Origin of the sequence: Staphylococcus sp. NRL 16/872 (assembly GCF_022815905.2) — a bacterium.
Classification (GTDB): domain Bacteria; phylum Bacillota; class Bacilli; order Staphylococcales; family Staphylococcaceae; genus Staphylococcus.
Genome location: NZ_CP119327.1, coordinates 1,942,728 through 1,967,048, shown reverse-complemented (window position 1 = coordinate 1,967,048; position 24,321 = coordinate 1,942,728). Strand labels below are relative to the sequence as shown.

At 33.8% G+C, this 24,321-nt stretch carries 28 protein-coding genes; 21 read left to right on the top strand and 7 right to left on the bottom strand.

All coding sequences use genetic code 11. The annotated features are described in order from the left end of the window. Nucleotides 1-165 precede the first annotated feature (165 nt). From MT340_RS09795 to MT340_RS09770, 6 genes are all read left to right on the top strand, one after another. Complete coding sequence (locus MT340_RS09795) at nucleotides 166-1,239, top strand: NAD(P)H-dependent flavin oxidoreductase (RefSeq protein WP_243589779.1); 1,074 nt, start codon at nucleotides 166-168, stop codon at nucleotides 1,237-1,239. 130 nt (nucleotides 1,240-1,369) lie between these two features. Further along, nucleotides 1,370-2,218, top strand: a complete 849-nt coding sequence (locus MT340_RS09790) for a DUF72 domain-containing protein (RefSeq protein WP_243589778.1) — start codon at nucleotides 1,370-1,372, stop codon at nucleotides 2,216-2,218. A 13-nt stretch (nucleotides 2,219-2,231) separates the two neighbouring features. Beyond that, entirely contained in the window at nucleotides 2,232-3,059 is an 828-nt protein-coding gene (locus tag MT340_RS09785) for a sulfite exporter TauE/SafE family protein (RefSeq protein WP_243589777.1), read from the top strand. 21 nt (nucleotides 3,060-3,080) lie between these two features. Continuing rightward, on the top strand, nucleotides 3,081-4,400 hold the full coding sequence (locus tag MT340_RS09780) for a bifunctional metallophosphatase/5'-nucleotidase (RefSeq protein WP_243603827.1): 1,320 nt from the start codon (nucleotides 3,081-3,083) through the stop codon (nucleotides 4,398-4,400). A gap of 126 nt (nucleotides 4,401-4,526) precedes the next feature. Beyond that, nucleotides 4,527-5,447 (top strand): lipoyl synthase, encoded by a 921-nt coding sequence (gene lipA, locus MT340_RS09775; RefSeq protein WP_126565190.1) that lies wholly within the window; start codon nucleotides 4,527-4,529, stop codon nucleotides 5,445-5,447. Nucleotides 5,448-5,547: 100 nt separating this feature from the next. Next, the gene (locus MT340_RS09770) at nucleotides 5,548-5,943 is read left to right on the top strand and encodes a YutD family protein (protein ID WP_243589776.1); all 396 of its coding nucleotides are present in this window, start codon (nucleotides 5,548-5,550) and stop codon (nucleotides 5,941-5,943) included. Nucleotides 5,944-6,018: 75 nt separating this feature from the next. Here the strand turns inward: MT340_RS09770 and MT340_RS09765 are convergent, their stop codons facing one another. After that, nucleotides 6,019-6,285, bottom strand: coding sequence for a DUF3055 domain-containing protein (locus tag MT340_RS09765; RefSeq protein WP_243589775.1), 267 nt, complete (start codon nucleotides 6,283-6,285; stop codon nucleotides 6,019-6,021). A 101-nt stretch (nucleotides 6,286-6,386) separates the two neighbouring features. Here MT340_RS09765 and MT340_RS09760 point away from each other — a divergent pair, with 101 nt between their 5' ends. The 8 genes from MT340_RS09760 to dltD all read left to right on the top strand — a co-directional run bounded on the left by MT340_RS09760 (nucleotide 6,387) and on the right by dltD (nucleotide 13,260). Then, on the top strand, nucleotides 6,387-6,821 hold the full coding sequence (locus tag MT340_RS09760) for a DUF86 domain-containing protein (RefSeq protein ID WP_243589774.1): 435 nt from the start codon (nucleotides 6,387-6,389) through the stop codon (nucleotides 6,819-6,821). Further along, entirely contained in the window at nucleotides 6,821-7,612 is a 792-nt protein-coding gene (locus MT340_RS09755) for a TIGR01457 family HAD-type hydrolase (RefSeq protein WP_243589773.1), read from the top strand. Before MT340_RS09760 ends, MT340_RS09755 begins: the two co-directional genes overlap by 1 nt. Nucleotides 7,613-7,628: 16 nt before the next feature. Beyond that, the gene (locus MT340_RS09750; RefSeq protein ID WP_243589772.1) at nucleotides 7,629-8,591 is read left to right on the top strand and encodes a 2-hydroxyacid dehydrogenase; all 963 of its coding nucleotides are present in this window, start codon (nucleotides 7,629-7,631) and stop codon (nucleotides 8,589-8,591) included. A 427-nt stretch (nucleotides 8,592-9,018) separates the two neighbouring features. Then, complete coding sequence (locus MT340_RS09745) at nucleotides 9,019-9,144, top strand: teichoic acid D-Ala incorporation-associated protein DltX (RefSeq protein WP_103297667.1); 126 nt, start codon at nucleotides 9,019-9,021, stop codon at nucleotides 9,142-9,144. A gap of 14 nt (nucleotides 9,145-9,158) precedes the next feature. After that, nucleotides 9,159-10,616: a D-alanine--poly(phosphoribitol) ligase subunit DltA gene (gene dltA, locus MT340_RS09740; protein ID WP_243603826.1), complete on the top strand. Its 1,458-nt coding sequence runs from the start codon at nucleotides 9,159-9,161 to the stop codon at nucleotides 10,614-10,616. Further along, nucleotides 10,613-11,827 carry a D-alanyl-lipoteichoic acid biosynthesis protein DltB gene (gene dltB / locus MT340_RS09735; RefSeq protein ID WP_243603825.1) on the top strand — a complete coding sequence of 405 codons (1,215 nt, stop codon included), beginning with the start codon at nucleotides 10,613-10,615 and terminating at the stop codon, nucleotides 11,825-11,827. The genes dltA and dltB overlap by 4 nt, the downstream gene beginning before the upstream one ends. Before the next feature lie 15 nt (nucleotides 11,828-11,842). Continuing rightward, complete coding sequence (dltC, locus tag MT340_RS09730; protein WP_103297646.1) at nucleotides 11,843-12,079, top strand: D-alanine--poly(phosphoribitol) ligase subunit 2; 237 nt, start codon at nucleotides 11,843-11,845, stop codon at nucleotides 12,077-12,079. Continuing rightward, complete coding sequence (dltD, locus tag MT340_RS09725) at nucleotides 12,076-13,260, top strand: D-alanyl-lipoteichoic acid biosynthesis protein DltD (RefSeq protein WP_243589770.1); 1,185 nt, start codon at nucleotides 12,076-12,078, stop codon at nucleotides 13,258-13,260. The genes dltC and dltD overlap by 4 nt, the downstream gene beginning before the upstream one ends. A gap of 594 nt (nucleotides 13,261-13,854) precedes the next feature. Here the strand turns inward: dltD and MT340_RS09720 are convergent. After that, on the bottom strand, nucleotides 13,855-14,097 hold the full coding sequence (locus MT340_RS09720; protein WP_002433501.1) for a NifU family protein: 243 nt from the start codon (nucleotides 14,095-14,097) through the stop codon (nucleotides 13,855-13,857). A gap of 103 nt (nucleotides 14,098-14,200) precedes the next feature. Between MT340_RS09720 and MT340_RS09715 the strand changes: the two genes are divergently transcribed. Beyond that, nucleotides 14,201-14,533, top strand: a complete 333-nt coding sequence (locus MT340_RS09715; protein ID WP_103297644.1) for a YuzD family protein — start codon at nucleotides 14,201-14,203, stop codon at nucleotides 14,531-14,533. Between the two features lie 59 nt (nucleotides 14,534-14,592). Here MT340_RS09715 and MT340_RS09710 read toward each other — a convergent pair whose 3' ends face one another. Then, nucleotides 14,593-15,657 carry an NAD(P)/FAD-dependent oxidoreductase gene (locus MT340_RS09710; RefSeq protein WP_243589769.1) on the bottom strand — a complete coding sequence of 355 codons (1,065 nt, stop codon included), beginning with the start codon at nucleotides 15,655-15,657 and terminating at the stop codon, nucleotides 14,593-14,595. Nucleotides 15,658-15,987: 330 nt separating this feature from the next. Here MT340_RS09710 and MT340_RS09705 point away from each other — a divergent pair, with 330 nt between their 5' ends. From MT340_RS09705 to MT340_RS09680, 6 genes are all read left to right on the top strand, one after another. After that, entirely contained in the window at nucleotides 15,988-16,233 is a 246-nt protein-coding gene (locus MT340_RS09705) for a YuzB family protein (protein ID WP_103297642.1), read from the top strand. A 12-nt stretch (nucleotides 16,234-16,245) separates the two neighbouring features. Continuing rightward, nucleotides 16,246-16,605, top strand: coding sequence for a HesB/IscA family protein (locus MT340_RS09700; RefSeq protein WP_243589768.1), 360 nt, complete (start codon nucleotides 16,246-16,248; stop codon nucleotides 16,603-16,605). Nucleotides 16,606-17,081: 476 nt separating this feature from the next. After that, a complete protein-coding gene (locus tag MT340_RS09695; RefSeq protein ID WP_243589767.1) occupies nucleotides 17,082-18,290 on the top strand; it encodes an NAD(P)/FAD-dependent oxidoreductase in 1,209 nt (402 codons plus the stop codon). An 84-nt stretch (nucleotides 18,291-18,374) separates the two neighbouring features. After that, a complete protein-coding gene (locus tag MT340_RS09690; RefSeq protein WP_243589766.1) occupies nucleotides 18,375-19,847 on the top strand; it encodes a M17 family metallopeptidase in 1,473 nt (490 codons plus the stop codon). A gap of 190 nt (nucleotides 19,848-20,037) precedes the next feature. Next, entirely contained in the window at nucleotides 20,038-21,357 is a 1,320-nt protein-coding gene (locus MT340_RS09685) for a Na+/H+ antiporter family protein (RefSeq protein WP_243589765.1), read from the top strand. A gap of 20 nt (nucleotides 21,358-21,377) precedes the next feature. After that, nucleotides 21,378-21,758: a PaaI family thioesterase gene (locus MT340_RS09680; RefSeq protein ID WP_243589764.1), complete on the top strand. Its 381-nt coding sequence runs from the start codon at nucleotides 21,378-21,380 to the stop codon at nucleotides 21,756-21,758. Nucleotides 21,759-21,931: 173 nt separating this feature from the next. Here the strand turns inward: MT340_RS09680 and MT340_RS09675 are convergent, their stop codons facing one another. From MT340_RS09675 to MT340_RS09660, 4 genes are all read right to left on the bottom strand, one after another. Then, a complete protein-coding gene (locus MT340_RS09675; RefSeq protein WP_243589763.1) occupies nucleotides 21,932-23,095 on the bottom strand; it encodes an NAD(P)-binding domain-containing protein in 1,164 nt (387 codons plus the stop codon). Between the two features lie 121 nt (nucleotides 23,096-23,216). Beyond that, nucleotides 23,217-23,573: a Na+/H+ antiporter subunit G1 gene (locus MT340_RS09670; RefSeq protein WP_243589762.1), complete on the bottom strand. Its 357-nt coding sequence runs from the start codon at nucleotides 23,571-23,573 to the stop codon at nucleotides 23,217-23,219. After that, nucleotides 23,551-23,841, bottom strand: coding sequence for a Na(+)/H(+) antiporter subunit F1 (locus MT340_RS09665; RefSeq protein WP_243589761.1), 291 nt, complete (start codon nucleotides 23,839-23,841; stop codon nucleotides 23,551-23,553). Before MT340_RS09665 ends, MT340_RS09670 begins: the two co-directional genes overlap by 23 nt. Next, nucleotides 23,841-24,320, bottom strand: coding sequence for a Na+/H+ antiporter subunit E (locus MT340_RS09660; protein ID WP_243590264.1), 480 nt, complete (start codon nucleotides 24,318-24,320; stop codon nucleotides 23,841-23,843). The genes MT340_RS09665 and MT340_RS09660 overlap by 1 nt, the downstream gene beginning before the upstream one ends. Nucleotide 24,321: the final 1 nt, after the last annotated feature.

The following is a 24,321-nucleotide window of genomic DNA, read 5'->3' as shown; positions in this document are numbered from 1 at the left end:
ATTTTGTAAGAGCAAGACATGAATTTATGTAAATTCAGTCTTGCTCTTATTTTTTCAAGAAAGTATCAAAGTTTATTGAAATTTGGAGTAGGGAATATTTCAATAAATATCCATATGAACTCTACATAATAATGGCTACTAAAATATAGAGAAGGTGATGTTAAAATGCGATATGACAATCAATTAACCCAAATTTTAAAGGTTCAATATCCAATTATTCAAGCAGGCATGGCAGGTAGTACAACGCCAGAGTTGGTTGCATCAGTAAGCAACAAAGGCGCTTTAGGGACGATTGGAGCAGGATATATGTCGCAAGAAAAACTTGAAGAGGAAATTCAGAGTGTTAAAGCGTTAACGACTAAACCATTCGGCGTGAACTTGTTTGTTCCTGGTCATAATGATTACTCACCACAGCAAGTTGAACATATGAATGCTTGGTTAAAACCGTACCGTAGAGCGTTTGATCTTGAAGAACCAACAGTTAATATCACAGAGGAACAACAATTTGTAAATGCGATTGATTGTGTCATTAAGTATCAAGTACCAGTATGTTGCTTTACTTTTGGAATTCCTGAACGAAATATTATTACTAAGCTTAAACAAGCGAATGTCATATTAGTAGGGACAGCCACAACTGTAGAAGAAGCGATTGAGAATGAGCGTGCAGGCATGGACGTAGTCGTTGCTCAAGGTAGCGAAGCGGGCGGACATAGAGGTTCATTTTTACCTAATCTTCAGCACCAACAGTCTCTTATAGGTACCATGTCACTCGTCCCTCAAATGGTAGATAGTATTTCTATACCAGTTGTTGCTGCAGGTGGAATTATGGATGGTCGTGGTATCGTCGCAAGTTTAGTTCTTGGTGCTCAAGGCGTACAGATGGGTACCGCCTTCTTAACAGCTGAAGAGAGTGGCGCTAATGATGTAGTAAAACAGACAATTTTAAACAGTAAAGAAACCGACACAGTAGTTACGAATGTTTTTAGTGGTAAATCAGCACGTGGAATAAATAATGAATTTGTTGAAGCTATGATGAAATATGAAGGCGATATCCCACCGTATCCTGTGCAAAATCAATTAACCAATACGATTAGAAAAACAGCTGCTTCTAATGGTAATAAGGAGTGGACGCATATATGGAGTGGCCAATCGCCACGTCTAGCTACTGCACAACATGTCGATCAACTAATGGATAATCTTGTTAAGCAGATTGAGGAATTAGTTAGGATTGTAGGATAGTTTTATATTTGTAAAAATGGCCCAAACTGTTAGGTTCTGCATTTTCCAAAATAATAAGAAAATGTAAAGTTAGGATTGAACAAGTGATAACTTAAAAATGAATATGGTATCATATAGCTGGTGATAAAAAATGATTAATATCGGTCTTACTGGATGGGGAGATCACTACTCATTGTATGAGGATATGGAACGACAAGCAGATAAGTTAAAAACATATGCGGGTCACTTTCCACTTGTTGAACTCGATGCCTCTTATTATGCCATCCAACCAGAACGCAATATACAGAAATGGATTAGGGAAACGCCCGATCGTTTCGAATTTGTCGTGAAAATTCATCAAGCACTCACACTCCATGCTGACTACCATGAGTTTGCTGATTCTCGACAAGAGTTATTTGAGCAATTTAAACTTATGCTTCAACCGCTAATCGAGCATCATAAATTAGCAATGGTGTTAGTGCAATTTCCACCATGGTTTGATTGTACATCGCAGAATATTAATTATATTTTGTATGTGCGTCAACAACTGAACGATATCCCCATGTGTGTAGAATTTCGACATCAATCTTGGTTTAATGATCAATTTAAAGAACAAACGTTAGCCTTTTTAACGGAACATCAAATCATTCATGCTGTCGTAGATGAACCTCAAGTGAAAGAAGGCTCTGTGCCACTTGTGAATCGTATTACTACAGATAAAGCATTTGTGCGTTATCATGGTAGAAACAAGCAAGGATGGACGAAAAAAGATATGACAGATCAAGAATGGCGAGATGTGCGTTATTTATATGATTATAATAAGGAAGAACTTACAGATTTAGCGAATAAAGTTAAAATATTAGAACAGAAAGCTAAAAAAGTTTATGTAGTATTTAATAATAATTCAGGTGGCCATGCAGCGCAAAATGCAAAAATGTATCAAGATATACTAAATATAGAATACACAGGCTTAGCCCCACAACAATTAAAATTATTCTAAGAGGCGAAATATAGTGTTATTAACAATCATTTTATTAGTTTTAATCGGTCTATTATCAGCTGTGTTAGGTTCCCTAGTAGGTATAGGTGGTGGCATTATTATTGTGCCCACTTTAGTGTATTTAGGTGTTAATCACCATTTGTTACACGGTATTACCACTCAAATCGCGATTGGGACATCATCGGTGATTTTAATCGTAACAGGGTTGTCTTCTTCTATAGGATATTTGAAAACGAAGCAAGTAGATATTAAAAACGGTTCTATTTTTTTATTTGGTTTACTACCAGGTTCATTAATTGGGTCTTTTATCAGTAGGTATTTAACCTTAGACTCTTTTAATTTATACTTTGGCATTTTCATGATTTGTGTATCTATTTTACTTATGGTGCGTCATAAAATTAAACCATTTAAAATTTTTGATAAAGAAAAATATCGTAAAACGTATGTGGACGCCGAAGGAAAGACATATCATTATAGTGTACCACCACACTTTGCGTTTTTTGCGACATTATTTATTGGCGTGCTAACTGGCTTATTTGGTATAGGTGGTGGCGCATTAATGACACCATTAATGCTGATTGTCTTTAGGTTCCCACCACATGTTGCAGTAGGTACAAGCATGATGATGATTTTCTTCTCAAGTGTAATGAGTTCGGTTGGACATATTATTCAAGGACACGTCGCATGGTCTTATTCTATTGTCTTAATTATTTCAAGTTACATAGGCGCCCAAATCGGTGTGCGAGTGAATCACTCTATAAAATCAGAAACAGTGGTAACATTATTACGTACAGTGATGTTGATTATAGGGTTATACTTAATTATTAAATCTTTTCTTTAAATAAATATAGGGGGAATTTAAGTGAAGTTAACTATTTATCATTCAAATGACATTCATAGTCATTTAAACGAATATGCGCGCATCACATCTTATTTGGCGGAACATAGACCTAAACTTCAACATCCCTCATTATATCTAGATATCGGTGATCACGTTGATTTATCAACGCCAGTCACAGAAGCCACTTTAGGTAAGAAAAATATAGAACTTCTCAATGCAGCGCATTGTGATATTGCTACAATTGGTAACAATGAAGGTATGACAATTTCTCATGAGGCGCTAAACAATTTATACAATGATGCCAAATTTGAAGTTATTTGTACAAATGTTATTGATGAACAAGGACATTTACCTCATAATATTGCGACATCATATATTAAAGAAATTGAAGGTGTACGTATCTTATTCGTAGCAGCAACAGCACCGTTCACACCATTTTATCGCGCGTTAGATTGGATCGTGACAGATCCTTTAGAAGCGATGAAAGATGAAATATCACAACGACAAGGTCAATATGATGTCCTCATTGTTATGAGCCATGTGGGCATATTCTTTGATGAAAAGCTATGCCAAGAAATACCAGAGATTGACGTGATACTAGGTAGTCATACACATCATCATTTTGATGAGGGTGAAATCAATAATGGCGTGTTAATGGCTGCCGCTGGGAAATATGGTTACTATTTAGGAGAAGTCAACTTAACAATAGAAGATAAGAAAGTGATTTCTAAAGAAGCGATTTTGCATCCCGTTCAAACATTACCTTTAGTTGAAACAGACTATGAAAATGAAGGGAAAGTACTTTTAAGTGAGCCCGTCATTGATCATCCAGTGAAACTACTTGGCAAAACAGATATTATTACGGAAACAACATATTTATTAGCTGAAAGCGTATTTGAATTTACAAATGCAGATTGCACTATCATTAATGCAGGTTTAATTGTCAATGGTATTGAAGGAGACAAAGTAACCGAATATGATATTCACAAAATGTTGCCTCATCCTATTAATGTAGTCAGAGTCAGACTTAAAGGATCTGACTTAAAAAAAGTAATCATCAAAAGTCAAAAACAAGAATATATGCATGAACATGTTCAAGGTCTTGGTTTTAGAGGGGATATTTTTGGTGGATATATTTTATATAATTGTGGATTTATTGAATCAGAAAATCGCTTCTTTATTAATGGAGAAGAAATCGAAGATAATGATAACTACGTTTTAGGTACGGTGGATATGTATACATTTGGTCGATACTTCCCTATATTGAAAGGGAAATCAATTGATTATTTAATGCCAGAGTTTTTACGAGATATTTTTAAAGAAAAATTGCTAGAACTGTAGGGCACTTTAGAAGGAAAAGTTTGTCTACAGTCTTTAATTTTAATTTTATAAGTTATTACATTTTAATTTAATGTAAATTTCGTTATAATAGGTAAAGATAGATTATACAGGAGGGTATGCGTTGTTATGGCTACTAAAAATGAAGAAATCTTACGTAAACCAGATTGGTTGAAAATAAAGCTTAACACGAATGAGAACTATATTGGCCTCAAGAAGATGATGCGAGAAAAAAATCTACATACAGTATGTGAAGAAGCTAAATGCCCAAACATACATGAATGTTGGGGAGCTAGACGTACTGCTACATTTATGATTTTAGGAGCAGTATGTACAAGAGCATGTCGTTTCTGTGCGGTAAAAACAGGGTTACCAAACGAATTAGACTTAAATGAGCCTGAACGTGTAGCAGAATCAGTAGAATTAATGAATTTAAAACACGTGGTTATTACAGCAGTTGCTCGTGATGACTTAAGAGATGCAGGTTCTAACGTTTATGCAGAAACAGTACGTAAAGTACGAGCACGTAATCCGTACACTACAATTGAAATTTTACCATCAGATATGGGTGGGGATTATGAAGCACTTGAAACATTAATGGCTTCAAAACCAGACATTTTAAACCACAATATCGAAACAGTTCGTCGTTTAACGCCAAGAGTTCGTGCGCGTGCGACTTACGATAGAACGTTAGAATTCTTACGTCGTTCTAAAGAATTACAACCAGATATCCCTACAAAATCAAGTTTAATGGTCGGTTTAGGTGAAACATTAGAAGAAATCTACGAAACAATGGATGACCTTCGTGCTAACGATGTTGATATCTTAACAATCGGTCAATATTTACAACCATCACGTAAGCATTTAAAAGTTGAAAAATATTATACACCATTAGAATTTGGTAAATTAAGAAAAGTAGCTATGGAAAAAGGTTTCAAACATTGTGAAGCTGGTCCAATGGTACGTAGTTCATACCATGCTGATGAACAAGTAAATGAAGCAGCTAAAGAAAAACATCGTTTAGGTGAAGAACAATTACAACAAAAGTAATTTAAATCTTTTTAATAAAACAATTTAAAAGCTTAGGTTGCACATTTCAAATGATTTGTGTAATCTAAGTTTTTATTATATGAAATAAAGGTGACAAGTGATGATTAAGGTGAATCAACAGTATTTTGAATTAATTGAAGATTACAGAGATTGCTTTGATGAAGAACGCTTTGCCTCAAGGTATTCAGACATATTGGATAAGTATGATTTCGTCGTAGGAGACTTTGGGTACGATCAGTTACGTTTAAAAGGTTTTTATAAAGATTCAAATAAAAAAGCGGAAATATCTAAACGTTTCTCAAGTATTCAAGACTACATCTTGGAATATTGTAATTTTGGATGTCCATATTTTGTGGTCAGACATTTATCAAACCAAGAGCTGACACATTTAGATACGGAACAAGAAGAAGTCATGGTTGATACTGAAGATAAATTACATGATGTAAAAATTAAGCCAACTATTCAAAATGTTGAAAAGAAACACAGTGATGAATAAACATATTAAAAAAGGAAGCGGTCCATAAATCTGTTTAGATGAAAAACGATTTAAGTCCGACTTCCTTTTTATTTTTTATTGGATAACTTGATTAAGATATTCAATGATTTCATCGCTTTCTTCTTGGGTCACACCTAGAATATGGGCAATATAACCTTCTTCTTCAATATCGTCAGTTCCGATAATACCAAATTTATTATTTTGCATATTTAAAACAAGCGTTTTACCATAATGACGATCCGTTTGAACTAGCATTAAATCATAACGACTATGTTCACCAACAAAACCTACAAATTGCACTTGACTTTGTTCTTCGTCATCATATAAAAACATATCTATCATAAGAGTAAAACTCCTTTTTTCTCATTTTTAAATTAAGTATAACGACAAATGAAGACCTATGCAAAACTGTGATATGATAGAGATATTAAGAGGTGACTGACATGTATTTTGTTGATAAAGATAAATTAAAATTAAAACTTGAATATTTAAATCAATTAACGAAAGACTATGAATCAAGTAAATCCAATCATTATGCTTTCGAGCGTATTGCTCAAATGTTAATTGAGTCTTCAGTTGATATAGGTAATATGATTATTGATGGTTTTATCTTAAGAGATCCAGGTAATTATAAAGATGTGATCGATATCTTGGAACTAGAGGGTGTCATTACTAAAGAAACACAACAACATATTAACGAAACCGTAGAGGTTAGAAAGCAGTTTGCTCATAACTATACTGATCTAGATAGTGATGCGCTTCAACCACTTTTTGATCAAGCATTACCATATTATGAACGATTTATTCAAGAAGTCATGCAATTTCTTGAAAAAGAAAATGTTCCCGTAACTGCTTTCGGAAAGGGAGGCAACCAGTAATGAAGAACTATAAAGGTTATTTAATTGATTTGGATGGCACAATGTATTTAGGAACTGATGAAATTGATGGAGCAGCTCAATTCATTGATTACTTAAATCAACATGACATTCCACATTTATTTGTAACGAATAACTCAACTAAAACACCCGAAGAAGTAACTCAGAAATTAAAAGAAATGAAGATAGATGCTAAACCTGAGGAAGTTGTAACATCTGCGTTAGCCACTGCTAATTTCATTGCTGATGAAAAAGGTGACGCTACTGTTTATATGCTCGGAGGCAGCGGATTAAGAACTGCTTTAACTGAGTCAGGATTAACTGTTAAAGACGACGAACATGTAGATTATGTAGCGATTGGTCTTGATGAAAAAGTAACGTATGAAAAATTAGCTGTCGCAACTTTAGCGGTACGCCAAGGTGCTAAGTTTATTTCTACAAACCCTGATGTTTCTATTCCTAAAGAAAGAGGTTTCTTACCTGGTAATGGTGCAATTACAAGCGTCGTAAGTGTATCAACTGGACAACAACCTCAATTTATTGGGAAACCTGAACCAGTCATTATGAATATCGCTTTAGATATTTTAAAATTAGATAAATCAGATGTTGCGATGGTCGGTGACCTATACGATACAGATATTATGTCAGGTATCAATGTAGGTGTAGATACCATCCATGTTCAAACGGGCGTGACATCATATGAAGAATTACAAGAGAAAGATCAACAACCAACGTACTCATTTAAAGATTTAAATGTTGCTATTGAAGAATTAGAAAAAGCAGCAGAAGAATAAAAGGAGTGACGGGGTTATGGATAAAATATTAGTCACACGTAAAATTCCAGATAAATTTGTTCAACAGTTACAACAACTTGGCGAAGTTCAAATGTGGAATGAAGAATTTGAGCCCATGCCAAGAGAACAATTTTTAAAAGAAATAGAAGAGTCGACTGCTTGTTTCATTACACTAAGTGAAAAGATAGATGAAGAATGTCTAAAGCATGCTGAACATCTTAAAATTATTGCAAACTTGGCAGTCGGTTATGACAATATTGACGTAGATAGTGCGACAAAACACGATATTGATGTTACGAATACGCCAAATGTATTAACCGAAACAACTGCAGAGTTAGGATTCACCTTAATGCTGACGGTTGCGCGTCGTATTATAGAAGCAGAACATTATGTTCAAGAAGGTAACTGGAAAAGTTGGGGGCCTTATTTACTTTCTGGCAAAGACGTCCATGGTTCAACAGTAGGTATTTATGGCATGGGCGAGATTGGTAAAAGTTTTGCCCGACGTCTTCAAGGTTTTAATACAGAAATTTTGTATCATAATCGTTCGAGACATGAAGATGCTGAGCAACAATTAAATGCGCAATATGTGTCATTTGATGACTTGCTAGAACGTAGTGACTTTGTAGTTTGTACAGCACCGTTGACGAGTGAAACAGCTGATAAATTTAACGCGACTGCATTTTCAAAAATGAAAAACGACGCCATCTTCATCAATATTGGTAGAGGGGCTATCGTCGATGAAGAGGCGTTAATTGAAGCCCTTGAGCACCATCAAATCGGTGGATGTGGGCTTGATGTCTTACGTGAAGAACCAATTAGATTCGATCATCCATTGCTAAAAATGAACAATGCCGTGATTTTACCACATATTGGTAGCGCTTCTGTGGTGACAAGAGATCGCATGATTCAGCTCTGTGTAGATAACATCAAAGCGATTTTGCAAGGAGAACAACCATTAACTCAAGTTCATAATTAAGAATAAAAAACTTCTTATTCTCTATATTATTTGTATAGGAGAGAATAGGAAGTTTTTATTTTTAAATCTAACAGTTTTGTTAGACATTATGTAATTGTAGTACAGACCATTTAGTACTATTATAATTATTATCATTAAAGTTCGAATTAAAGGAATAAATGGATGGTTATTTTATAAAAAATTTTTGGAAATAGCCCTCTATAATGCAATTTGAACAAATGCATATAAAAAATTATATAAAAAAAATAGATTGCTTTAAAAAATTATATTGCTTATAATGAAGTGTAAAAATAAAATACGAAAATTATATTTTGTGATTTCAACTTCTTTCTGTATTCAGCTTTTAATAATGATTTATAAGTAATTAATAGTGAGGTGCAATACGCCATTGAAAGAAAAGAAAACAAATACTAATCCTAGTAAAGCTATGCTTTATTTCGAAAAAGCTAAGCCTTATTTATTAACGATATTATATTTAGCGATTTTTATAGCACTGTACCTAATATATGGGTCAGGCGATACACAGAATAATTTCATTTATAATGAATTCTAATAAGGAGTTAAATTATGTCAGATATTATCAATTTAATTAATGACTTTGGTCAAAAAAATCCTGACCGTATAGCGATTAGACATAAAGAAGATGAATTAACGTATCAACAATTAATTGATGAATCAAGCAAGTTAGCACATTTACTTCAAGATACACAAAAACCATTGGTTATTTATGGTCATATGTCACCGTATATGTTAGTAGGGATGATCGGTGCAATTAAAGCTGGTTGCGGTTATGTACCAATTGACACATCTGTACCTCAAGAACGTGTACAAATGATTATTGAAAAAGTCCAACCACAATTTATTTTAAATACATCTGAAGAAACTTTAGAAAACCATTCAGAGCAAGAAATCACTATTAATGATATTCAACAATCAGAAAATCCAACTATTTTTGATAGTCAAATGTCTCCGAATGATGTGGTATACACTATTTTTACTTCTGGATCGACTGGTGAACCTAAAGGTGTACAAATTGAATACGCTAGCTTAGTAGAATTTGCTAAGTGGATGGTGTCATTAAATGAATCAAACGAACCACAAGAATGGCTTAATCAAGCACCTTTCTCATTTGATTTATCTGTAATGGCAATTTATCCATGTTTAACTTCAGGTGGAACTTTAAACTTAGTAGATAAAGAAATGATTAATAAACCTAAATTATTAAATGAAATGTTGGTTAATACACCGATTAATGCATGGGTCTCAACACCTTCATTTATGGAAATGTGTCTATTACTTCCAAACTTAAATGGAAATAATTATCCAAGTTTAAATCATTTCTTCTTCTGTGGAGAAATCTTACCGCATAGAACTGCTAAAGCGTTAGTGGATAGATACCCAAATGCTGTTATCTACAATACTTATGGTCCTACTGAAGCAACTGTTGCAGTAACTGGTGTCAAGATTACGACTGAAATTCTTGAACAATATAATCCATTACCTGTTGGTGTGGCTAGACCTAATACATCTTTATCAACCACAGATGAAGGTGAACTTGTAATTAAAGGTAATAGCGTAAGTTTAGGCTATTTGAAAAATAAAGAAAAAACAGAAGCGGTATTCAATTTCGAAGATGGCATACGCACATATCATACGGGTGATAAGGCGGTTGAAAAAGATGGCAATTGGTTTATCCAAGGTCGTATTGATTTCCAAATTAAATTGAACGGTTACCGTATGGAACTTGAAGAAATTGAAACGCAATTACGTCAATCACAATATGTGAGAGAAACAGTGGTTGTACCAATTTATAAAAACGACAAAGTGGTATATTTAGTTGGTGCAGTCGTACCAACTGACGCAGTGGAAAATGATTTAGAAATGACAAGAGCAATTAAATCCGAGCTAAAATCTCGCTTACCTGAATATATGATTCCGAGAAAATTTGTTTGGATGGAACAGCTTCCATTGACTTCAAATGGGAAACTAGATCGTAAACAAGTTGCAAAGGATATTGACGCATGATTCCTTATGGTACGTTTACCTTCTTCTTAATTGCGTTCATTGTACTTTTACCTGTGATTATTCTCGGGTTTTTAGGTAAGCGAAGTTATATCTATAACGGTATTAGTACAGCAATTATGATTGTTATCATTTTTGCTTCAGATAAACATAACCTATTTGGTAATAAATATCTAAGTATTCAATTGTTAAGTTTTGTCATTTATCTAATTTGGCAAGTGGCGATAATTATGGGTTATTACAAATCACGCCAAAAGAACAACACATTTAGTAAATTTGTCATAGTAATGATTTTATCTATTTTACCGCTTGCGATTGTTAAAGTTTTACAAAGTTCATGGTTAGGCGGACATCAAATTCATTTCCATGAGCATAAATTAATTGAATTCGTAGGATTCTTAGGGATTTCCTACGTTACTTTCAAAAGTATTCAACTCATTATGGAAATTAGAGACGGTTCAATTAAAGAGATTAAAGTAGGGAAACTGATTCAATTTATTTCATTCTTCCCAACGGTATCTTCTGGGCCAATTGACCGTTATAAACGATTCGTTAAAGATGATAAAAAAGTGCCAACTGGAGAACAGTATAGAGAAATGGTATTAAAAGCCATTCATATGATTATGCTTGGTTTCCTATATAAATATATTATTGCGTATTTAATTAACGTATACGCAATTCAACCATTAACAATGAACTTACACGGTTTCACACATAAATGGTTATACATGTACGCGTATAGTTTCTATCTATTCTTTGACTTTGCAGGTTATAGTTTATTTGCTGTAGCTGTGAGTTACTTGTACGGTATTAATACACCACCTAACTTTAAACAACCGTTTAAAGCACGTAACATTAAAGACTTCTGGAATAGATGGCATATGTCATTATCATTCTGGTTTAGAGACTGTGTATACATGCGTACATTATTCTATATGTCACGTAAGAAATTAATGAAGAACCAATTTGCGATGTCTAACTTTGCGTTCTTCTTGAACTTCTTTATCATGGGTGTGTGGCATGGTTTAGAAGTATTTTATATTGTTTATGGTATCTATCACGGCTTAATGTTTATCGGTTATGGATACTATGAACGTTGGAGAAAGAAACACCCACCACGTTGGCAAAATGGTTTTACTACTGCTTTAAGTATCATCATCACGTTCCATTTTGTAGCATTTGGATTTTTAATCTTTTCAGGAAAATTAATTTAAAAGGAGTAATTAATTATGGAATTTAGAGAACAAGTATTAGATTTATTAGCTGATGTTGCGGAAAACGATATTGTTAAAGAAAACCCAGACGTAGAAATCTTTGAAGAAGGTATTATTGATTCTTTCCAAACAGTTGGTTTATTACTTGAAATTCAAAATAGATTAGGTATTGAAGTATCTATTATGGACTTTGATCGTGATGAGTGGGCAACTCCTAATAAAATTGTTGAAGCTTTAGAAGAATTACGATGAAATTAAAACCATTTTTACCTATTATTATTAGCGGCTTGTTATTCTTAGCTTTTGTGCTTATGCCAGCAAGCTGGTTTACTGGTTTAGTCACACATAAAACGGTCGCTGATAATAGAATGTCTTTAACAGATCAAGTACTTAAAGGTACGCTCATTCAAAATAAGCTGTTTAGCAATGACAAGTATTATCCAATTTATGGTTCAAGTGAATTGAACAAACAAGACCCGTTTAACCCAGCGCTTGCTTTAAATCAAAGAAAAGGTACAAAACCTGTATTCTTAGTAGGTACAGGAGGAAACACAGATTTAATCAATGCGATAGAATTAGCTGGCCAATATGACCAGTTAAAAGGTAAAAAAATGACTTTCATCATTTCACCCCAATGGTTTAGTACACATGGCGTAAATGATAGAGATTTTGCAGCCCGTACAACAGCAAATCAAATTGAACAGATTTTTCAACAAAAAGAAATGCCTGCAGAATTAAAGCAACGTTATGCTAAGCGTTTATTACATTTTAAAAGTGCTTCAAATAAATCATACTTAAAAGAACAAGTTAAACATCCAGGAAACGTGAAAGGACAATATGTTTCCAAGTTTAAACAGAATCAACTTCTTAAAATTGAAGCGATTAAATCTTATTTCTCTTTAGATAAATCGCCATTAGAGCATATTCACCCTATTACAGAACCTAATGTATCTTGGGAGACTATGCGTGAAAAAGGTGAGAAATTAGGAGAGAAACGTTCCTCTTCTAATAAATATGGTATTCGTAATGAATACTGGAAACAGTTAACAACGAAGAAACCAATGAACCATCGTAAGTATGAGTTTAAGATGAACTCTCCTGAGTTTAAAGATTTATCATTACTTGTAGATACGATGCATCAAGCTGGTGCGGATGTTCAATACGTCATTCTACCAGTTAATGGTAAATGGTATGATCACTTAGGAATTCATCGTTCAACTCGTGAACCAGTGTATAACAAGATTCATAAAACTGTAGTTGATCATGGTGGTAAAGTTTACGATATGTCTGATAAAGACTATGAAAAATATGTATTAAGTGATGTAGTGCATGTAGGTTGGAAAGGTTGGGGTTATATGAACCAACATATTGCTCAACACATGCAAGACGATAAGTCTAAAGATGAACATCATCATCAACATCAAGAGAATTAATAACAATAAATATATTAGTAAAGACTGCTGACAAAGTTTCTGACTTTGTTGGCAGTCTTTTTTATCGAAATACTATATGTGTAAAGCAGTTCTTAGATGAATGTTACTCATTTTGTTGCGACGCTTTCTTGCGAGAAAGGCTCAAGCCTATAGTCTTGAGGCTCGTTCTTTTTCACCAGGAGTCTTCACAACTACACTTCGTAATCTACCTTAGAACTACTTACGCAAGTATTAGAACACTTACGTTCCTCCCCCAGCTTGCTTTGTTTGTAGACTTTCTATGCGAAAGTCTTTGTGCTGGGGCCCCGCACTCAACTACGTTTCGTTATCTATCTTAGAACGTCTTACACAAGTGCAGTTGCACTTGTGTTCAATATAAAAAACACCAAGAGTCGCGCAACGTCATTCGTTATTCATCTTAGAACTACTTACTTAAGTGTGTAAGCACTTAAGTTCATTAAATCATTCCTAATATAACCACATTTGCAGTTTATCTTTAGAATGTCTTTTCATTTTTTAGCATTTATAAAATAAAAAAAGTCATAGGAGAGGCAGATGCGCTTTCCTATGACTTTTAATTATATATGAGGCGTTTTAGAAGACTTGTTCTACTTCGATAACGCCTGGAACTTCTTCGTGTAATGCACGTTCAATACCAGCTTTTAATGTGATTGTTGAGCTTGGACAAGTCCCACAAGCCCCGTGTAATTGTAGTTTCACGATGCCGTCTTCAACATCTACTAATGTACAGTCTCCACCGTCACGTAATAAAAAAGGACGTAAACGTTCAATAACTTCAGCTACTTGATCAAACATTGTTGCATTCTCAGTTGGCATGAGATATGTCTCCTTTCAAGTAAATTACTTCATATTTTCATTATTAATTTATTATAATGGATAAAGAAAGAAAAATCTATAAAACAAAACGGGGGATTTGAGTATGACTAAAGTGAGTGTTGTTGTATATGGTGCAGATGTGGTCTGTGCAAGTTGTGTGAATGCACCAACTTCTAAAAATACTTACGAGTGGTTAAAACCATTACTAGAGCGTAAATATCCAGATATTAATTTTGAATATACGTATATTGATTTTCAAAATGAAACTGAAAATCTTAGCGATCATGATCAACAATATATCGAGCAAATTGAAGAAGATGAACTCTTCTATCCATTAATCACTATGAACGATGAATATGTAGCAGATGGATACATTCAAACGAAACAAATTACAAATTTTGTTGATAAACATTTCGCAAATAAAGACAATGAATAATTAGATAAAAAGCGCAATTCTCATTCAATAATGAATGAGAATTGCGCTATATTTTATACTTAACCATTATGATATTTATATAACCACAGTACGCCTGATTTAAGGATGTGAGCTAAACGACCTGTAACGGTGCGATCCATGATATATGCGAAACCTTTTTTCTCACCTAATGAGCCTAAGAAACCTTGCACTTTAAGTTCTGGCATTTTTTCAGGTAGTGCCTCATTATTCCACTGTTTTTTTAGTACTTCTGCAATTTGGTCGCCTTGAACTTCGGCTAATTGCGCACTCGGCGCATGTGGTAAGTCGGCACAATCTCCTACAACGTATACATTTTTATATGTAGGCACTTGATGATATTGGTTAATAATCACGCGACCACTTTGATTAATATCAATTGGTAAATTTCTTACAATTTCAACTGGTTGAATACCAGCTGTCCACACTACTAAGTCGACTTCTTCTGGTGTGCCACCGTTATAGATTTTACCAGGTTCAACTTTATCAATAAGTGAATTTGGAACTACTTTAACATTATTTTCGCGGAACCATTTTGCAATATAGTTACTTAATTTTTCAGGAAAATTTCTTAAAATACGTTCGCCACGGTCATATAAAATGACTTCTAAATCTTCGCGACTTTCACGTAATTCACTAGCCAATTCAATGCCGCTTAATCCAGCGCCTACGATGCCCACTCTGGCGCCTTTAGGTAATTCACTAATACTATGGAAAGTTTTGCGTGCTTTAGATAATGTTTGAATACTGTGTGTGTATTCTTCAGCACCTGGAACGTTATGATATTTGTCTTCACAACCTAAGCCAATCACTAATTCGTCATAATCGACTTTAGTGTTTCCAACTGACACAATTTGACTTTCTAAATCGATTTCATTAATTTCCCCGTAAATTGTATGAATTCGATCAGAATCTGGAAAGTTCATGCGCACATCATTATCAGATTTTGTGCCTGCCGCTAAAGCGTAAAATTCTGGTTTCAAACCGTGGAATGGCATGCGATCAATAAGTGTTAATGTGTAATCTTGTGGAAGACCATCTGGAAGAATACGTGACATAATACGCATATTTCCATAGCCGCCACCGAGCAATACTAAATTTTTCATATGCTATACCCCTTTATATATAATTTAATTTCCGTAAAATATTAAATTTCTATTTACCTCTGAATGTGTTGAATAAATGGCAAATGCGGTAGATTACGCAATCGTTAGTATTTATTGCCCCTTACAATAAAATACTCGATTTATGTATAATTTTATTATATATGTTTTTCAAAATGACTACAATCAAATGCATGATACAAACAATTGACCAGTATTCCTGATAATAACGAAGTTCCAATTTAAATATATAAGATTATTGAGCTAGGACAATGCAGTGAAACGATTGATTTGTTATAATAATATAATTAAAAATGAAGAAGAAGGTGAAGTATGTTTCCATTAGTCGAGTTCTGTATTTCGAATATGGCCAAAGGCGGAGACTACGTTTACGATAAATTAGAAAACGACCCAGATGTAGATGTATTAGAATATGGATGTTTAAACAACTGTGGCGTTTGTTCATGTGGGTTGTATGCATTAGTCGATGGTGATACTGTTGAAGGTGATACACCGGAAGATTTATTGAATAATATTTATAAACATATTGAAGAAAATGATTTTACAAACTTATTATAGGAGGAATTCATGATGCCAACTGTAACATTAACAGAATCTGCAGCATATGAAGTTAAAGATATGTTAAAAAGCAATGATATGGAAGACGGCTATTTAAAAATTAAAGTAAACGGTGGAGGATGCACTGGTTTAACTTATGGTATGTCTGCTGAAGAACAACCGGGAGATAATGATGAGGTGTTAGAATTTTACGGTTTAAAAGTTCTAGTAGATAAATATGATGCGCCAGTACTCAATGGTACGACAATTGATTTTAAACAATCGTTAATGGGTGGCGGTTTCCAAATTGATAATCCAAATGCTATTGCTTCATGTGGCTGTGGTAGTTCATTTAGAACTGCGAAGGTTGCTGGAAATCCTGAAAATTGCTAATTCAGATTACAAGTAAAATCCTTTCGTTACCCATTTCGTTTCCTTGATTAATAAGGTTTTTTCTTTCAGTCTTTATACTTTAAATATTAAAATAGTTGTAATTATTTATTTGAAAAATGTAGAGAAAATTTTTAAAAGAGTTCTAGAATTATAATTTTAAAATTTATATGCAATTATTTAAAGTATAGTCTTGTTGTCGCTTGAAAATGTAGTGTAAAAGCTATAGAATTAAATATGGATTGAACTTTGTCTTTTTTGTGAATGAAAGTTCATAAAAAACATAATTGAAGATAAAAGTGTTGATTAGGACTATAAATGGGGATGAACAGTTAGGTTAAGTGCAAAGTTTCATATGAGTAATCAGACTCGCATATAATTTTGAAAGTGTTATGAGAGATTTGAACTTTGTTATGTTCTGAAATTTGTAGCCTTTATCTACATTTAAGAAAATACTAATGAAAGCTTAGGTGAATGAAATGGCTCAAGATCGTAAAAAAGTACTTGTTTTAGGTGCTGGTTATGCTGGTTTACAAACAGTAACTAAATTACAAAAAGAACTTTCTGCTGATGAAGCGGAGATCACTTTAATCAACAAAAATAAATATCACTATGAAGCAACTTGGTTACATGAAGCTTCAGCTGGTACATTAAATTATGAAGATTTAATCTATCCAATCGAAAGTGTTATTAAAGAAGATAAAGTTAAATTTATCAACGCTGAAGTAACTAAAATCGACCGTAATGCTAAAAAAGTAGAAACTAATCACGGTATCTACGATTACGATATTTTAGTAGTAGCTTTAGGTTTCGAAAGCGAAACATTTGGTATCAATGGTATGAAAGACCATGCATTCCAAATCGAAAATATCGAAACTGCTCGTAAATTATCTCGTCACATTGAAGATAAATTTGCTAACTATGCAGCTTCAAAAGAAAAAGACGATAAAGATTTAGCTATCTTAGTTGGTGGTGCTGGATTCACAGGTATCGAATTCTTAGGTGAATTAACTGAAAGAATTCCAGAATTATGTAATAAATATGGTGTAGATCAAAACAAAGTAAGAATTACTTGTGTTGAAGCTGCTCCTAAAATGTTACCAATGTTCTCTGATGAATTAGTAAACTATGCTGTAAACTACTTAGAAGATCGTGGCGTTGAATTCAAAATCGCTACTCCAATCGTTGCTTGTAACGAAAAAGGTTTCGTAGTTAAAGTAAACGATCAAGAACAACAATTAGAAGCTGGTACTGCTGTATGGGCTGCTGGTGTTCGTGGTAGCAAATTAATGGAAGAATCATTCGAAGGCGTTAAACGTGGCCGTATCATCAATAAACAAGATTTAACAATCGAAGGTCATGATGATATCTTCGTAATTGGTGACTGTTCTGCATTCATCCCAGCTGGTGAAGAGCGCCCATTACCAACTACAGCTCAAATTGCTATGCAACAAGGTGAACACGTTGCTAAAAACATTAAAAATATCTTAAATGGTCAAGCTGCAACTGACTTTGAATATGTAGATCGTGGTACTGTATGTTCATTAGGTTCTCATGATGGTGTAGGTATTGTTTACGGTAGAGATATTACTGGTAAAAAAGCTGCATTCATGAAAAAAGTTATTGATACTCGTGCAGTATTCAAAATCGGTGGCGTAGGCTTAGCATTCAAAAAAGGTAAATTCTAAGCTGACATTTTAAATCTATAATAAGAAGCCTCTTGCGACTCAGCAAGAGGCTTTTTTTGAAATTTATAAGGATGTGAGTAATCAATGGTCAATTTTAATAACAACAACGATTTAAAACAGGCAGAAGTTCTAATCTTAGGTTTGCCAGATCACATTAATCAATTAGGTACGATTAATTATAATAATGAAGATTTAACGCAATGTATTGATACATATCGCCATCAGCATCTTATAGGAAGCACGTTAGGTAAAGTTTCCTCGACGCTTATAACACTTGAAAATGGCTCTAAACGTTTAATAACTGTTGGGTTAGGTAATTTGAAATCACTTAATTATGCAGAATTATTGAAAGCGTTCGGTCATTTGTTTCAATTTTTAAAAGAAGAGGGTGTAACGGACGCAGATGTACTCTTTGAGACGTTCATTTCAAAAGAGGTGACGCAAGAGAAAGTGGCGGAAGTCTTTGGATTACAAAGTGAACAAGCCATTTATGTATTTGATAATTATAAATCAAATAAATCTGCGCCTTATCAACTAGATTTAAATATCATTTCAGAGAATGAAAATTTAGTCTCAGAAATTGAAAAGGGTGTAATAGTAGGTCAATCTGTTAATCTAGCCCGTGATTTCAGTAATATGCCTCCTAATATTTTAACGCCAGCATATTTTGCAGAACAAATTGAAGATCACTTTGCAGAAAGTAAAGTTGAAATAGACATTAAAGATGGTGAAACGTTATTAGCAGAAGGCTTTGGCTTAATTCATGCAGTAGGAAAAGGCTCTGAGAACCAACCAAGAGTTATTACTTTAACGTATAATGGTGCTCAAAGCGATGCATCTCCTGTAGCATTAGTCGGCAAAGGTATTACTTACGATTCAGGTGGTTACAGTATTAAATCTAAAATGGGCATGCAAACGATGAAATTTGATATGTGTGGCGCAGCGAATGTCGTAGGAATGATTGAGGCAGCGTCACGATTAGAACTTCCTATTAATATCGTGGGTGTGATTGCATCTGCTGAAAATATGATTAATCATAATGCAATGAAACCTGATGATGTGTTCACAGCACTTAGTGGAGAAACAGTGGAAATGCTAAATAGTGATGCGGAAGGTCGTTTAGTTTTAGGAGATGCTGTTTTTTATGCAAATCAATTCAAACCAAGCATTATTTTAGATTTTGCTACACTAACAGGCGCTGCAGTGGCTGCATTAGGGGAAGATAAAGCAGCATTATTAAATTCAAATGCGAATAATGATATTCAAAATATATTAGCGAGTGCTAAAGCAGTAGATGAATTTGCTTTTGAATTGCCAATCACTAGCACTGAACAGCGCTTAATTCGTAATTCTGATGTGGCAGATTTAGTTAACCACACGAATGGCCAAGGAAAAGCATTATTTGCTGCAACATTTGTAACACACTTTAGTGGCGAAACACCACATATTCATTTTGATATTGCTGGACCAGCAACGACTAACATAAGTAGTTACAAAGGGCCTAAAGGTCCAACTGGCAGTATGATAACGACAGTAGTTAATTGGTTACGTCAATAAAGTATCGTTTGATTAAAGGCAAATTAAATATAAGATAAAGAACCAAAGCTAACTTTAATTAGCTTTGGCTTTTTATTTTTTATTGGAAAGCATCTCAAAAACATATATTGACAATGATAAGACAACTTGGTATGATAAATCACATAATATTTCGCTTTAGTTCGGTAGAGTATTAAAGGATGTGGGAGTTATGTTAAATGCAGTAGTGATTGCTGTCATTTTAATGATCATCTTATGCCTGTGTAGACTTAATGTTGTGATTAGTTTATTTATAAGTTCACTAGTGGGTGGACTGATTTCAGGTATGAGTTTAAATAAAGTGATTAGCATTTTTGGTAAGAATATTGTAGACGGATCAGAAGTAGCGCTAAGCTATGCTTTATTGGGTGGTTTCGCAGCACTTATCTCATATAGTGGGATAACAGATTACCTTGTTAACAAAATTATACGTGCGATTCACACTGAGAATAGTCGACTTTCAAGAGTTAAAGTCAAAGTTATTATTATTGTTGCACTTCTTGCAATGAGTATTATGAGTCAGAACTTAATTCCAGTACATATTGCTTTTATTCCTATTGTAATTCCGCCACTTATTAGTCTCTTTAATGATTTGAAAATTGATAGACGATTAATTGGCTTGGTAATAGGATTCGGATTATGTTGGCCTTATGTTTTACTACCTTATGGGTTTGGTCAAATTTTCCACCAAATTATTCAAAGTGGCTTCCAAAAAGCACATCACCCTATCGAATTTAATATGATTTGGAAAGCGATGCTAATTCCATCTATGGGTTATATCGTAGGTTTAATCTTAGGTATGATTGTTTATCGTAAACCTCGTGATTATAAGTCAGAAACTTATGTTGAAAATGAGGATACAGTAACTGAAGTGAGACCATATGTGTTAGTGGTAACAGTCGTAGCTATATTAGCTACCTTTTTAGTACAAACATTTACAGATTCAATGATATTTGGTGCATTAGCAGGGGTACTTGTCTTCTTTATTTCTGGCGTGTATAAATGGAATGAATTAGATAGTCAGTTTGTTGAAGGTATTAAGATTATGTCATTTATTGGTGTCGTCATTCTATCAGCAAATGGTTTCGCTGGTGTAATGAATGCTACTGGTGATATTCAAAAATTAGTGAGTAGTTTAACGGAAATTACGAGTGGACATAAATTAATTAGCATCATTGCTATGTATATTATTGGTTTAATTGTGACATTAGGTATCGGTTCATCATTCGCTACTATACCAATCATTGCGACGTTATTTATTCCATTGGGTGATTCACTTGGTTTAGATAGCATGGCATTAATTGCACTAGTAGGTACAGCTAGTGCATTAGGAGATTCTGGTTCACCAGCAAGTGATTCGACATTAGGACCAACTGCAGGGTTAGCAGTAGATGGTCAACATGATCACATAAGAGATACATGTATTCCGAACTTCATCTTCTACAATGTACCTTTAATGATTTTTGGTACTATTGCAGCTATGGTATTATAGGTGTAAATGAGGTGAAATAGGTGACCAATTTATTAGAAACCTTTGAAATGAAGATTGAAGAAACAACTAACGGTAAAGTTGTAATCTCTATGCCTGTCACAGATAAGGTGAAGCAACCATTTGGTTATTTGCATGGTGGGGCGACGATTGCACTAGGTGAAACAGCATGTTCCATCGGTGCAGCAAATTTAGTTGATACCAATCACTATATCCCATTAGGCTTGGAAATGAATGCGAATCATATTCGTTCTGTAAAAGAAGGACGAGTAATTGCAACGGCTACAATTATTCATCAAGGGAGTACAACCCAAGTTTGGAATATTGAAATTAAAAGTGATGATGACCAATTGATTAGTATAATGCGAGGAACTATTGGCATTAAACCTTTAAAAAATAAATAATACGATATTAAAAAGTGGCTGAGACAAAATAAAATGTCTCAGCCTTAATTAGTATTATGGCAGTAGCTGACTGATTTGAAAATGCGCTTAAAGCAAGCTTTTTTCAAACCTAGTCATCCTTGCCGGGGCAGAACGACGAAATTATTTTAATTTCTGTTCTGCTCCCTTTTCTTTTATGCAAATTTATTTTTAGAATAATTTAATTTTTGAAAAACGTTGTGGATTCGTTGAGATGCTTCTCTGCCACCCATGATATTTCGCGCAAATGGTCCTAATTCTAAATCGGCCAAACCTCCAGCTACAAATAGTTGAGGCAACCATTCTAAGTCAGAAGTAATAGCGGGTAAACCACATTGTGTAAGTGGTGCTTGTTCATGTTGAATTAATGATTGAATCATATTTTGTTTCATTAATGTAGCTTCGAAACCTGTCGCTAATAGAATGAAGTCATAAGGTGCTGCCAATGTTTCTGTAATAATTTGATGATTTTCAAGTTTTAAAATCTTATCGTGATGGATGATTAAACGTCCGTTTTGAACATGCTTTTTCAAACGTAAATACAATTCGTGAGGCATTGAACCTTTGTGACGCGCCTCAGAAATGATTTCCATTCGTTTTTTCGAGGAGGTTATTTCCAAGAATGGCCCCATATTTTTAGGTCCTAACCATGCTGGATCTGCATCAAAGTGTTGAATATCAATGTCTTTATTCAACCACAGATGAACGATTTTGTCGGGTGATTGGTTCAATAATTTAAGTGTTAAATGAGCTGCTGAAATACCACTTCCAACAACATGTGAACTTTGCTCATACATAGTTGGATTAAATTCTTTTTTAAAAATGTGGCAAACATTGCTTTCATTTTCAAAAATAGAAGGAATATAAGGTTTATGATTACAACCTTGAGCCAAAACTATACAATCTGTATGTAAAACTTGAGCATTAGATAAATAAATTCTCCATTGTGAACCAGTGCGCCTAATCTGATTCACGTAGCCTTGGAGGTGGCTATCATTTAAACGATAGCGATGCACTAGTTCATGAACATGATGCATAAACATATCTGTTTGAGGACGTTGATAGCGACCGTATGTGGCATTTGTGTATTGATGACACTTCGCAAATTGCTTTAAGTGAAATGGATTAGGATGAATATGATGTACGATAGGTGAGCGTAAAAAGGGCATACTAATTCTATGAGTGAAATCATTAAATTGTTCACACAAAGATGAATAAGGATCAATAATTGTTAAATTATCAATTGGGAGGCCTGCTTCACGTAATTTAATTGCAATAGTTGTCCCTTGAATGCCACCGCCGATAATAGTCCAATGCATAAGAACACTTCTTTCTTTTAAAACGTAATTATTACGATTTATAATAGCATACATAATTTTAGAAGACAATAACTAAAAAACTCTAGTCGAAAAATCATTCGACTAGAGCTTTAGTGCTATATTATATTTTCTTGTCTTTAAATTCATCTTTGAGATCGTCAATTTTAGTATCTTTAGTATAGGGCGTTTTATTATTATAAGCGGCTCTCATAATTAAATGACTTGAAAGAGGGCCGGTAACAAAAATAAAGATAATACCGAAGATTAATTGCATATTTATATATTTTTCAGTACCAATAAAGTATAAGAAAGTACCAAATAGTAAGAACATAGCACCTAATGTTGCCGATTTACCTGCAGCATGTCCACGTGAATATATATCTTTTAAACGTATCATGCCAATAGCAGTAACAACACTGATTAATGCGCCAGCAATAACAAATAGAATGGATAAGCTAATCATGATGGTTGCTATCATGCTCAATCACCTTACCTTTATCTATATATTTTGAAAATACTGCTGTCCCTAAAAATGCTAAGATCCCAATTAATAAAATGGTTACAAGTAAATATTGAGCGCCAATGAAAATACTGTATAATGCGACGCATGCCATTAATTGTAAACCTACGGCATCAAGCGCTAAAATTCTATCAGCTAAAGTAGGGCCTTTAATAATGCGAATAAACATAGCTAACATAGAAAGTACTACAATGATGAGTGCAATTAGCATAATGAGTTTTACCATTAGTCTTCGCCCACCTCTCTAACCACTTTTTCAAGGGATGATTTAATTCCTTCAACCTCTTCTTCTTTCGTACTAAAATCAATCGCATGGATGTAAATCTTAGTTCTATCGTCGCTGATTCCTAATACGACTGTTCCTGGCGTAAGTGTGATTAAATTAGATAATAGCACAATTTGCCAATCTGTCTTTAAATCAGTGTGATAAGTAAAAAAGCCAGGTTGATTTTGTAGTTTAGGTCGTAACACAATCTTTAATACATCAATATTAGCTTTAATTAATTCTATGAGAAAGACAACAATAAGCTTGATAATTTTATAAACTCTAATTAAATAAAATTTGCCAGGTAACGCTTTATTAAATAAGTAAACAATTCCTAAACCGAGTAAAAAGCCTAGTAATAGATTATTTAATGTGTAACTTCCACTTAGAAATAACCAAATGAATGCTAAAAGAAAATTTAATGTAATTTGAATGGCCATC